The organism is Candidatus Avoscillospira sp. LCP25S3_F1 (genome assembly GCF_052117125.1).
GTDB lineage: Bacteria > Bacillota > Clostridia > Oscillospirales > Oscillospiraceae > Avoscillospira_A.
In genome coordinates this window covers 117264-129312 of record NZ_JBQKJT010000011.1, presented here as the reverse complement: position 1 = coordinate 129312, position 12049 = coordinate 117264, and the positions used below count along the sequence as shown (strand labels likewise).

The following is a 12049-nucleotide window of genomic DNA, read 5'->3' as shown; positions in this document are numbered from 1 at the left end:
TTTGGTATTTTGGCCTCGTTTGTTCTTCATGGCTTCCTCCCGTAGCACAAAAGCCCGCCAGTGTTCCGGCGGGCTTTTGTATTGGTCTTACTCGTTGTCCCAGTTGTGCCAGACGTTCTGGACGTCGTCATCGTCCTCCATCATGTCCAGCAGCTTCTCCATGTTTTTGATGTCCTCTTCTTTCTCCAGCTTCTGATAGTTCTGGGGAACCATCTCCACCTGAGCGGACACAAAGCTGTAACCCTTGGCCGTCAGAGCGTCGGCCACAGCGTTAAAGTCATCGGGATCAGTGGTGATCTCGAAGCACTCACCCTCATTAGAGAAATCCTCGGCACCGGCGTCCAGGGCATCCATCATGACGGTGTCCTCTTCCAGCTCCTCCTCCTCGTTATCGATGACCAACACGCCCTTGCGGTCAAAGCTCCAGGCCACGCAGCCGGAAGCACCCAGGTTTCCGCCGTACTTATCGAAGTAGTGCCGCATATTGGCGGCGGTACGGTTGCGGCTGTCGGTCATGGTCTCCACGATGACGGCAACACCGCTGGGGCCGTAGCCCTCGTAGGTGATGGACTCATAGTTATCGGTATTGCCAGCGCCGGAAGCCTTGTCCAACACACGCTTGATGTTATCATTGGGCATGTTGGCAGCCTTGGCCTTGGTAATGACAGTGGCCAGACGGGAGTTGTTGGCGGGATCGGCGCTGCCGCCCTCCTTCACCGCAACAATCATCTCCTTGGAGATTTTGGTGAACATGGAGGCGCGCTTGGCGTCCTGTGCTCCCTTGGTCTTCTGAATATTATGCCATTTGGAATGTCCGGACATACAGTATTTCTTCCCTTCGTTTCAGTTGCAATTACATTAAATTATACCATAACTTTCAGCCAAACTCAAGTTGTCAGCCGAATTTTACCACGTCTTCATGGACTGTGGACCGCAGAATCTCCATATCAGGGAACTGCGTTTCCAGATACCGGGCCATGGTCTCACAAACAAGATTTTCCGTGGGATAGTGACCGGCATCGATGAGATTCAATCCCAAATCCCGAGCATCGGCAAACTGATTGTATTTCAAGTCCGCCGTCACAAAGGTATCACAGCCCAACGCCAACGCCGTTTTGATGAATTCCCCGCAGGCGCCGCCGCCCACGGCCACCTTCCGCACAGGCTTACCGCCGTCGGCATAGCGGATACCGTCACAATGCAGCGCCGTCTTGACACGCTCCAGGAAATCCGGCAGTGCGCAATCTGTCTTCAGCACGCCATAGCGGCCCAGGCCATAGGGACGTCCCTGCTCATCCTCCCCTGCCGGTGCCAGAACGCCGATATCTGTCAACCCCAGGGCCGCAGCCAGCACATCATTGACGCCGCCGGGCGCGGAATCTAAATTGGTGTGCATGTTGACCGCCGCCACACCATGCTCAATCAGATACAGAATAGTCTGCCCCACCGGTTCTCGGTCATTGACCGTCTTGGCCGGGAAAAAGATCAGGGGATGGTGGGTCACCAGCAACTGTGTACCTTTCTCCACCGCTTCCCGGGCCACCGGCAGAAATGGGTCCAGCGCCACCAGAACGCGGGACACCGCCGCATCCTCATGGCCACACAGCAAGCCCACGTTGTCCCACTCCTCTTTCATATGGGCCGGGGCCAGTTCAAACAGAGCATGCTCAATTTCTTTCACGGTTCTCATAGTCTTCCTCCAATTCCCGTACCTGGCGCAGGGCCGTCTCATAGTAGGCGCGTCGCTCTGCCAGACCGTCCTCCTTGGCCCGGCTCAGACCGTCTACGGTCCGGACCAAGGCGTTCTTTACCCGTTCCATGTACGCCCGCACCAAGGCCGGGTCTTCCTTCAGCAATTGAGGGGACACATACTGCTGTCCCGGCGTCAGCAGCGTTCCACCGCCGTAACGGACCTCCATTACAGCATACAGGAATCCGCCGTCCTGAACCAGCTTTTCCCGTGTGATCCGATAACCACGCTCGCTGAGCCAGCGGCGCAGATCATTACCAGAGGACTGGGGCTGCAAAATCCAGGTCACCGCCGGGTCATCGGCCCAGGAACACTCAGACAGAATTTTCACCATGGTGTCACCGCCCATTCCGGCGCAAATCACCGTATCCACAGCACCTAGACCCAGGCCCGAAAGTCCGTCGCAGAGGAAAAATTCCATTCGGTCCGCTGTCTGGAACCGGGCGGCATTGCGGCGGGCCGCCTCCAGGGGTTCCGGCCGCAAATCCATGGCAGAAACAGCGGCGGCAATATTTTCCCGGAGCAGATAAATGCTCAGATAGCCGTGGTCACAGCCCACATCGGCCACCCTGGCTCCCTGGGGCACCAGTGACGCACAGCACAGCAGCCGTTTGGAAATGGGTAGTTTCATGGATTCCCTCCAAGAGAAAAGGGGCCAAAAGGCCCCTTTGATTCCAGTGGTTTACTTGTTGAGACCGGCGGCCTCGCTGGCCTCGATGAAGCGGTTGACCTGCTCCAGGAAGGGCTCCACCTGGATGCCGTGGACCATGCAGGCCTCCTCAACGGTCTCGCCGCGGGAGGAGGGGCAGCCCAGGCAGTGCATGCCGATGGACAGGAACAGAGGGGCCGTCTGGGGAGCGATATCCAGAATATCGCCGATGATGGTTTCCTTGGTGATCTGAGTAGCCATAATCTACACTCCTATCGTATATTCAAAGGCAAAACGGGCAGGCTCCGACCATGCCGGAACCTGCCCGAACGAAATTACTTGGTCAGGCCGGCAGCGGCAGCGACCTCGGCAGCGAAGTCATCGACCTTCTTCTCGATGCCCTCGCCCTTCTCAAAGCGGACGAATGCAACCAGCTTGATGGAGCCGCCCAGCTCCTTGGCAACGGCCTCGATGTGCTTCTCCACGGAGATCTTGTTCTCCTTAACAAAAGCCTGCTGCAGGAGGCAGTTCTCCTCGTAGTACTTGTTCAGCTTGCCCATGACAATGCCCTCGCGGACCTTCTCGGGCTTGTTGGCCATCTTGGGATCGTTGGCCATCACAGCCAGCTGAATCTCCTTCTCCTTCTCCAGGACCTCGGGAGCCACGTCGCTCTTGTCGCGGAAGCTGGGGTTCATGGAAGCGATCTGCATGCAGATGTCCTTACCCAGCTCGGTGACGGCATCAGGAGCAATGCCCTCAACCTCCATGTTGACCAGAACGCCGATACGGCCGCCCATGTGGGTGTAGGCCACGGTCACGCCGGTGTCGAAACGGGCAAAGCGGCGGATCTGAATGTTCTCACCGATGACCAGGATCTTCTCGGGCAGAGTGGCCTCAACGGTCAGATCGGAGCCGGGGTACTTGCAGGCCTTCAGAGCGTCCATGTCGGCGGGAGCGTCCTTCAGGATGACGGAGGTCACATCGTTGACGAACTCCATGAACTTGTCGGACTTGGAAGCGAAGTCGGTCTCAGCGTTGATCTCAACGATGGCGCCGACGCCGTTCTCCACGACGGCGTTGACAACGCCCTCGGCAGCAATGCGGCCGGACTTCTTGGCGGCAGCAGCCAGGCCCTTCTCACGCAGCCACTCCACAGCCTTGTCCATGTCGCCGTCGGAAGCGGTCAGAGCCTTCTTGCAGTCCATCATACCGACGTTGGTCATCTCGCGCAGCTTCTTAACATCCTGAGCAGTAAAAGCCATAATACAGTTCCTCCTGTAAATTCTAGTGTATAAGGATATCCCAAAAGATGCCCGCCTGGACGGATGAACAAGCGGGCATCTGCATTTTCATGCGATATAGAGATTACTCGGCAGCGGGGGCCTCGACAGCCTCAGCAGCGGTCTCCTCGCCCTGCTTGCCCTCGGTCACAGCGTTAGCCATGGTGGCAGCGATCAGGCGGATGGCGCGGATGGCGTCATCATTGCCGGGAATGACGTAATCGACCTCATCAGGATCGCAGTTGGTATCGACAATCGCCACAACGGGGATACCCAGCTTGCGGGCCTCGGCAATGGCGTTGCGCTCCTTGCGGGGGTCAACAATGAACAGAGCGCCGGGGAGCTTCTTCATCTCCTTGACGCCGCCCAGATACTTCTCCAGCTTGGCGATCTCACCCTGATGCTTGATGACTTCCTTCTTGGGCAGCATGGCAAAGGTGCCGTCCTCTTCCATCTTGCGCAGCTGAGCCAGACGATCAATGCGGGTACGCATGGTCTTGAAGTTGGTCAGCATGCCGCCCAGCCAACGGGCATTGACATAGTACTGGCCGACTCTCTCAGCCTCTTCGCGGATGGCGTCCTGAGCCTGCTTCTTGGTGCCGACAAACAGGATGGACTGACCATTGGCGGCCAGGTCGCGAACAAAGTTGTAGGCCTCCTCCAGCTTCTTCACGGTCTTCTGCAGATCAATGATATAGATACCATTTCTCTCCGTGTAGATGTAGGTTGCCATCTTGGGGTTCCAGCGGCGGGTCTGGTGACCGAAGTGTACGCCAGCCTCCAGCAGCTGCTTCATGGATACGACTGCCATAGTGTGTTTCCTCCTAAAATTCGTTTTTTGACCGCCACCCCATTCATCTCTCTCCGCTACCCAACCGGGCACGAACGGAAAGATCCCTGGGTGTGTGTGGTTCCATTGCGCTTTTTCGCACAATACTTGTTAAGTATAAACGATTATGCCAAAAAGTGCAAGGTCTTTTTTTACGTTTTTTCAAAAATCTCGAAAAGTTTTTTCCGATTCTCCAGCGGCGTGCGCACCTGCTCCAGACACACCTCCACCAGAATGATATCGTCGCCGATCTGTTTGACGGCCTGCCAGGGGATACAATAGTCGTATTCCCGACAGAAGAGGCCGAAAAACCGCCGGGGTCCCGGCACGATAATGGCCGCCAACCGGCCGCCGGGCAGCTCCACCACCACGTCGGATACGTAGCCCAGGCGGGCGCCGTCGCAGATATTGACCACCTCTTTGCACCGCAGTTCCGTAAATCGCTGCTGCATACTCAGCCCTCCCCGATTCCGATTCTACGGCCAGTCTATGCGCCGGGGGCGCCGGTTATGATGTGATGGCCCGCCGGATGGTATTCAGGGCGTTTTTCTCCAGCCGCGACACCTGGGCCTGACTGATGCCCACCTCTCCGGCCACTTCCATCTGGGTTTTACCGTCATAGAACCGCAAGGCCAGAATGTGCTTTTCCCGGGGATTGAGCCGGGCCATAGCCTCCCGCAGAGCGATCCGTTCCACCCACCGCTCGTCGGTATTCTTTTCATCCCGGACCTGGTCCATAACCGTCAGCGGGTCGCCGCCGTCGGAATACACCGGTTCAAAGAGGGACACCGGCAGCGAGATGGCGTCCATGGCGTAGACTACCTCCTCCAGCGGCAGCTCCAGCCGTTTGGCGATTTCCTCCATGGAAGGCTCCCGGTTTTGCTCGGCAATCATCTGTTCCTTGCATTGCAGCACCTTATATGCAGTGTCCCGCACAGAACGGCTGACGCGAATGGTGCTGTTGTCCCGCAGATATCGCCGGATTTCTCCGGCAATCATGGGCACGCCATAAGTGGAAAACCGCACCAGCTTTGTCTCGTCGAAGTTCTTGATGGCCTTTAACAGCCCGATACACCCCACCTGAAACAAGTCATCCGGATTCTCACCCCGTCCGATGAATTTCTGAATCACCGACAGCACCAGCCGGAGATTCCCCTCCACCAGCCGTTGGCGGGCGTCCTCATCCCCCTGCTTACTGCGGCGCAGCAGCTCCATCATCTCCTCATTTTTCAGCGTTTTCAATTTCGACGTGTTGACGCCGCAGATCTCCACCTTACCCAGCATTGTACATCCCTTGTCCTTTCTGCCATTCCATCCGGAATGGCGACAGGCAAAGTATTTCCCACCCTGGGCGGTTTTATCCGGGATTTCCTCTGCTGTATAAAACTGCCGCCGGACAATCTGCACTGTCCGGCGGCAAGAGGCGCTCTATCCTTATTGTTCGTTCAACACGGCTTCCAGAATCGCAAGACCCTGGTCGATCTCCTCATAGGTAATGGTCAGAGGCGGCAGCAGCCGCACTTTGGTTTTGGCTGTCAGCGGGATCAAGCCCCGTTCGATGCACCGCTGCACCACGGTCTTAGCCTCCAGACCGTCGGTCAGTTCAATACCAATCATCAGGCCCAGGCCGCTGACAGAGTTTACATGCTTCATTTCGGAGAGTTTCTTCCAGATATAGTCCGCTTTCTCCGTAATCTGTTGCAGCATCTTGTCGTCCAGCTTCTTGAGCACGACTTGGCCGCCGGCGCAAGCAACCGGATTGCCGCCGAAGGTGGTGCCGTGTTGGCCGAATCCTAAGACGTGCTCCGTCTTCTCTCCGAACAGGACCGCGCCCAGGGGCAAACCGCCGCCGATGCCTTTGGCGATGGTGATGACATCAGGCTGAATGCCATAGTGCTCACAGGCCAGCAGTTTGCCGGTGCGGCCAATGCCCGTCTGGACCTCGTCCACCATCAAGAGAATGTCCTTTTCCTTGCAAAGTTTGGCTACGGCCTGGACATAGTCCTTGTCCAGAGCAATAACGCCGCCCTCTCCCTGCACCAACTCCATCAGAATGGCCGTGGTGTTGGGGGTGATGGCCGCTTCCAGCTTGGACAGGTCCCCGGATTCTACAAACTGGAAGGCGTCCACAAAGGGGAAGAAAAAGTTATGGAACACCTCCTGGCCCGTGGCCGACAGCGTCGCCATGGTACGGCCGTGGAAGGAGTTCTTCAAGGTGATGATCTCGTTGTGCTCCTTGCCGTACTTGTCAAAGCCGTACTTCCGAGCCGTCTTGATGGCCCCCTCGTTGGCCTCGGCGCCGGAGTTGCAGAAGAACACCTTCTTCATGCCGGTGCGCTCGCAGAGCATCTTGGCCAACACAGCGCAGGGCTCTGTGTAAAACAAGTTGCTGATGTGCTGCATCTTCCCCGCCTGCTCGCTGACGGCCTGGACCCAGTCGGTATCGCAGAAGCCCAGGGAGTCGGCGCCGATACCGGCGGAAAAATCAATATATTTCTTGCCCTCAGGAGAATAGCAAGTGGCGCCGTGGCCCCGCTCCACGCACAGGTCGAACCGGGCATAGGTACTGCACACATACTGTTGGTCGATGGTTTTCAATTCCTGACTTGTCATAGTCTTCGCTTCCTTTACTCAATAGAACAGCGTGCCGTTGCCCAGGTCGGAGAACATCTCCAGCAGGATGGCATGCTCCTTACGGCCGTCGATGATAACGGCCTCTTTGACGCCCTTGGCGATGGAATCCACACAGCAGGCGATCTTCGGCAGCATGCCGCCGGAGATGACACCCTGGGCCACCAGCTTGGGGACGTTGCTGATCTTGACCTCATGGATCAGGGTGGATTCGTCGTCCTTATCCATTAACAGGCCGGGAATGTCTGTCAGAGACACCAGCTTACAAGCCCCCAGGGCAATAGCCAGGGCCGCCGCCGCCGTGTCGGCGTTGATGTTATAGGTGCGGCCCTCGCTGTCCGCGCCGATGGTCGCCACCACGGGGATCAAACCGCTGTTCAGCGCCTGTTCCACCGGGAAGGTATTCACATCCACAATATCGCCCACCAGGCCCAAATCCTGCTCGGCGTGCTTCTCACAGCGGATCATACCGGCGTCTACGCCGCACAGGCCGATGGCTTTGCCGTTGCGGGCGCAAAGGCGGGCCACCAGGTCCTTATTGACCTTGCCGGCCAGGACCATCTGAACGACTTCCATGGTCTCCTCGTCGGTATAGCGCAGACCGTTGACAAACTTGGCCTCCTTGCCAATCTGTTTGAGCAGCTTGTTGATATCGGGACCGCCGCCGTGGACCAGCACCGTTTTGATGCCCAGCATATTGAGCAGGATAATATCCTCCATAACGGCATCCTTGAGCCGCTCGTCAATCATGGCGTTGCCGCCGTATTTGACGACGATGGTTTTCCCCGTGTATTTTTTCATATACGGCTGCGCTTCGGTGAGCACATCCGCAATGGTCCGTTCTTTCACGTTCTTCTTCCCCCTTGCTCAGGTTCTGTAGTCGCCGTTGATCTTGACATAGTCGTAAGTCAGATCGCAGCCCCAGGCTGTGGCGGAACCATTGCCCTGGTGCATCTCCACTTCCACAGTTACCACGTCCTCCGAGAGGATCTCCAGTGCCTTTTCCTCGCTGAATTCGTGGTGGGCAGCCTTTTCGCAGACCAGCAGACTGCCGGCCTTGGAGGACAGGGTCACGTCGATGGGTTCAATGTCGAACTCGGCGTCGGTGTAGCCGATGGCGCAGAGAATCCGTCCCCAGTTGGCATCCTTGCCGAAGACGGCAGCCTTGAACAGGTTGGAGGAGATGACCGACCGGGACACCAGCCGGGCTGTCTCCTTGGTGGGCGCGCCGTTGACCTGACATACGATGGTCCGGCTGGCGCCTTCGCCGTCGGCGGCGATGCAGAAGGACAACTTCCGGGTCACAAAAGCCAGGGCCTCGGTAAACGCCTGGTAATCCTCCCCTGCTCCGGTGATCTCGTTGTTTCCGGCCATGCCGTTGGCCATGATGGTCACCGTGTCGTTGGTGGAGGTATCCCGGTCCACACTGACCTGATTGAAGCTGTCCGGCACATCGTCGGACAGCGCCTTTTGCAGCATCGGAGCCGAAATGGCGGCGTCGGTGGTGATAAAGCAAAGCATGGTGGCCATATTGGGGTGAATCATGCCGCTGCCCTTGGCGATAGCGCCCATGTGGCACGTCTTGCCGCCCACTGTAAACTCCACGGCCACCTCTTTCAGCTTGGTGTCGGTGGTCATGATGGCATGAGCCGCCGCCTGGGACCCCTCATAGGTGATGGCGTCCGCCAGTTGGGGAATGCCCGTGACAAACGGCCTAATCTCCATTTCCTTGCCGATGACGCCGGTGGAAGCCACGATAATATCCGTGGGCAGCAGGCCCAGAGCCTTGGCCGTCAGGGCGCAGGTCTCCTCGGCAATCTCCATGCCGTTGGGGGCGCAGGTATTGGCGTTGCCGCTGTTGCAGATGACAGCCTGGGCGTGGCCGTCGGCCAGATGGTTCTTGGTCACCACAATGGGCGCGCCCTTGACCTTGTTCTTGGTGTAGACACCCGCCGCCGTACACATGGTATCGCTGACGATCATCGCCAGGTCGGATTTTGTCTTATTCTTCCGAATGCCGCACCAGATACCGCCGGCCCGGAATCCCTTGGGGGCGCAAACGCCGCCGATTACTTCTTTCATAACAGAATCGTCTCCTTCTTCTTGTTTCCGTTAAAGTCCCGTATCCTCCGTCAGGCCCAGCATCAGATTCATGCACTGGACCGCTGCGCCGGAGGCGCCTTTTCCCAAATTGTCGAAGCGGGAGATCATGACGATCTGCTCCGCCGTTCCCACAATGTAGATTTCCAAATCGTTGGTGCCCGCCAGGGAGTTGGCATCCATGGTACCGTCCTCCGGCAGCTGGCCGTAGGGCATCACATGGATAAACCGTTGGCCGCCGTAGTAGTCGGCAAAGGCTTTGGTCAGGTCCTCCGGCGTCATGGGCTTTTTCAGCAGCCGCGTGTGCAGGGGCACCGTCACCACCATACCGCTGAAATAGTCGGCCACAATGGGATTGAACACCGGCGGATACTGGAGACCGGCAATTTTCTGCATCTCCGGCAGATGCTTGTGCTTCTGGCCCAAAGCGTACTGCCGGGGGCTGTCGTATGTACCGGGCCGGTCCCCGGCCTCATAGGCGGCAATCATGCTCTTGCCGCCGCCGGAATAGCCGGTGACGGAATGAGCTGTAAAGGGATAGTCCGGTGCGGCAATGCCCATGGACACCAGGGGCGCCGCCAAGGTAAGGAAGCCCGTGGCATGGCAGCCCGGTACCGCCACCCGGTTGGCCGCCGCCACCGCCGCCCGTCGCTCCTTGGACAGTTCCGGCAAGCCGTAAACCCAGTCGGGCAGCGTTCGGTGAGCCGTGGAGGTATCCAGCAGCCGCACCGTCTGGGGCAGCTGTTCACAAATCTCTCTGGAAGCCGCGTCAGGCAGACACAAAAAGCTGATATCCGCTTCGCAGACCTTGGCGATACGGGCATCGAGGTTTTTCCGGTCCGCCTCGGGGATCGTCAGCAGTTCCAGGTCCGTCCGGTTCTGAAACCGTTCAAAGATTTTCAGACCCGTGGTTCCGGCACTGCCGTCAATAAACACTTTCTTCATGGTGTATGCGCGCTCCTACTCGCTGTATTGGTGTTAATATTATACACCTCACTTTGAATATTTCAAGAGTTATATGAATATTTATGCAACGTTTTTTCAATCAGTCCAATTTTTGTGAATATCACGCAGAAAATTATACGCGTATTCCCATCACTTTTGTGCATCTTTTCAGCACCACGCAAAAGTGCGGCCGGACCCGCTGCAGGTCCAGCCGCACATTGGATTCAAATTTGCTGTTTTGCCGCGGTGATGAAGGCCCGGAACAGCGGGTGCGCCTTGTTGGGGCGGCTCTTCAGTTCCGGGTGGAACTGGGCCCCCAGGAACCAGGGATGGTCCGGCAGTTCCACCATCTCCACCAGATGTCCATCCGGCGACAGGCCGCCCAGGCGAAGGCCCGCACCGGTCAACGCATCGCGATACTCATTGTTGAACTCATAGCGGTGGCGGTGACGCTCGTCAATACGCTCGCTGTCGTAGATGGACCGGGCCAGGGTATCCGGCTGCAGCACACAAGGACAGCTGCCCAGGCGCATGGTGCCGCCCTTGTCGGTGACGCCTACCTGGTCCGGCATCAGGTCGATGACCGGATGGGTGGTGGCCAGGTTCAACTCCCTGGAATGGGCGTCTTCCATGCCGCAGACGTGGCGGGCGTACTCCACCACCATCATCTGCATACCCAGGCAGATACCGAACAACGGTATTTTGTGCTCTCTGGCATAGCGGATGGACTCGATCATCCCCTCCACGCCCCGGTCGCCGAAGCCACCGGGAACGATGATGCCCTGACAATGGCCCAGGAGTGTTTCCGCCGTCTCCGGCGTAATCTGTTCCGATTCCACCCAGTCGATCTTCACCCGGACCTCATTCTCAATGCCGCCGTGGGTCAGGGCCTCCACCACACTGAGATAGGCATCATGAAGGGCTGTGTATTTGCCCACCAGGGCAATGGTCACTTCCCCCTTGGGGTGCTTGGCCTGTTCCACCATACGGACCCAGTCGTCCAACTCCGGCTTACCGCAGGACAGGTTCAGATGCTTGATGGCTGCATGGGCCAGCCCCGCCTCTTCCAGCAGCAGCGGTACTTCATATAGAATGGAAGCCGTCAGATTCGGGATGGCGTTTTCCACAGGAATGTTGCAGAACAGGGAGATCTTTTGCAGAATCTCCAGGGGCACTTCCTGGTCGCAGCGGCAGAGAATCACATCGGGCTGGATACCGATGGACAGCAATTCCTTACAGGAGTGCTGGGTGGGCTTTGATTTCAATTCGCCGGAGCCGGGAATGGAAACGATCAGAGACACATGGATAAAGAGGCAATTTTCTCGTCCCACCTCGCCGGCCACCTGACGAATGGCTTCCAGAAAGGGTTGGGATTCCATATCACCCACAGTGCCGCCGATTTCAGTGATGACCACATCGGTTTTGCCGTCGTCCATCTCGTAGATGCGCCGCTTGATCTCATTGGTGATATGGGGGATGATCTGCACAGTGCCGCCCAGAAATTCTCCGGCCCGCTCCCGGTTGAGAACGCTCCAATAGATTTTGCCGGAGGTCACTGAACTGTGAACCGTCAGATTTTCATCGATAAACCGTTCATAATGGCCCAAATCCAGGTCCGTCTCCGCGCCGTCATCGGTGACGAAAACCTCGCCATGCTGATAGGGGCTCATGGTGCCCGGGTCCACATTGAGATAGGGGTCCAGCTTCTGAATGGTCACCCGCAGGCCCCGCGCCTTTAACAGCCGTCCCAACGAGGCGGCGGCAATGCCCTTGCCCAGTCCCGATACCACGCCGCCGGTGACAAAAATACGCTTGACAGCCATAGTTTCTCCTCCGTTTCCAAAATTAAAAAATAATAGACAGAG

General features: G+C 57.5%; 13 protein-coding genes. All 13 read right to left on the bottom strand.

All coding sequences use genetic code 11. From position 1 onward, the window contains the following. Positions 1-87 precede the first annotated feature (87 nt). The gene (locus ACTQ33_RS11500) at positions 88-822 is read right to left on the bottom strand and encodes a YebC/PmpR family DNA-binding transcriptional regulator (protein ID WP_441464735.1); all 735 of its coding nucleotides are present in this window, start codon (positions 820-822) and stop codon (positions 88-90) included. Positions 823-895: 73 nt separating this feature from the next. Then, positions 896-1690, bottom strand: a complete 795-nt coding sequence (locus tag ACTQ33_RS11495) for a Nif3-like dinuclear metal center hexameric protein (RefSeq protein WP_441464734.1) — start codon at positions 1688-1690, stop codon at positions 896-898. Continuing rightward, positions 1668-2381, bottom strand: a complete 714-nt coding sequence (locus ACTQ33_RS11490) for a tRNA (adenine(22)-N(1))-methyltransferase (RefSeq protein WP_441464733.1) — start codon at positions 2379-2381, stop codon at positions 1668-1670. Before ACTQ33_RS11490 ends, ACTQ33_RS11495 begins: the two co-directional genes overlap by 23 nt. A 51-nt stretch (positions 2382-2432) precedes the next feature. Further along, entirely contained in the window at positions 2433-2660 is a 228-nt protein-coding gene (locus tag ACTQ33_RS11485) for a DUF1858 domain-containing protein (RefSeq protein ID WP_441464732.1), read from the bottom strand. Between the two features lie 74 nt (positions 2661-2734). Beyond that, entirely contained in the window at positions 2735-3661 is a 927-nt protein-coding gene (tsf, locus tag ACTQ33_RS11480) for a translation elongation factor Ts (RefSeq protein ID WP_441464731.1), read from the bottom strand. 103 nt (positions 3662-3764) lie between these two features. Further along, positions 3765-4490 carry a 30S ribosomal protein S2 gene (gene rpsB, locus ACTQ33_RS11475; RefSeq protein ID WP_441464730.1) on the bottom strand — a complete coding sequence of 242 codons (726 nt, stop codon included), beginning with the start codon at positions 4488-4490 and terminating at the stop codon, positions 3765-3767. Positions 4491-4660: 170 nt separating this feature from the next. Then, on the bottom strand, positions 4661-4960 hold the full coding sequence (locus ACTQ33_RS11470; protein WP_441464729.1) for a YlmC/YmxH family sporulation protein: 300 nt from the start codon (positions 4958-4960) through the stop codon (positions 4661-4663). 55 nt (positions 4961-5015) lie between these two features. After that, positions 5016-5792, bottom strand: coding sequence for an RNA polymerase sporulation sigma factor SigG (gene sigG / locus ACTQ33_RS11465; RefSeq protein WP_441464728.1), 777 nt, complete (start codon positions 5790-5792; stop codon positions 5016-5018). A 150-nt stretch (positions 5793-5942) separates the two neighbouring features. Continuing rightward, positions 5943-7121, bottom strand: coding sequence for an aspartate aminotransferase family protein (locus ACTQ33_RS11460; RefSeq protein WP_441464727.1), 1179 nt, complete (start codon positions 7119-7121; stop codon positions 5943-5945). An 18-nt stretch (positions 7122-7139) separates the two neighbouring features. Beyond that, positions 7140-7940 (bottom strand): acetylglutamate kinase, encoded by an 801-nt coding sequence (gene argB / locus ACTQ33_RS11455; protein ID WP_441464738.1) that lies wholly within the window; start codon positions 7938-7940, stop codon positions 7140-7142. Positions 7941-8006: 66 nt separating this feature from the next. Beyond that, positions 8007-9221 carry a bifunctional glutamate N-acetyltransferase/amino-acid acetyltransferase ArgJ gene (argJ, locus tag ACTQ33_RS11450; RefSeq protein WP_441464726.1) on the bottom strand — a complete coding sequence of 405 codons (1215 nt, stop codon included), beginning with the start codon at positions 9219-9221 and terminating at the stop codon, positions 8007-8009. Between the two features lie 30 nt (positions 9222-9251). Further along, on the bottom strand, positions 9252-10184 hold the full coding sequence (gene argC / locus ACTQ33_RS11445) for an N-acetyl-gamma-glutamyl-phosphate reductase (protein ID WP_441464725.1): 933 nt from the start codon (positions 10182-10184) through the stop codon (positions 9252-9254). 224 nt (positions 10185-10408) lie between these two features. Then, entirely contained in the window at positions 10409-12007 is a 1599-nt protein-coding gene (locus tag ACTQ33_RS11440; RefSeq protein ID WP_441464724.1) for a CTP synthase, read from the bottom strand. Between the last annotated feature and the right edge of the window lie 42 nt (positions 12008-12049).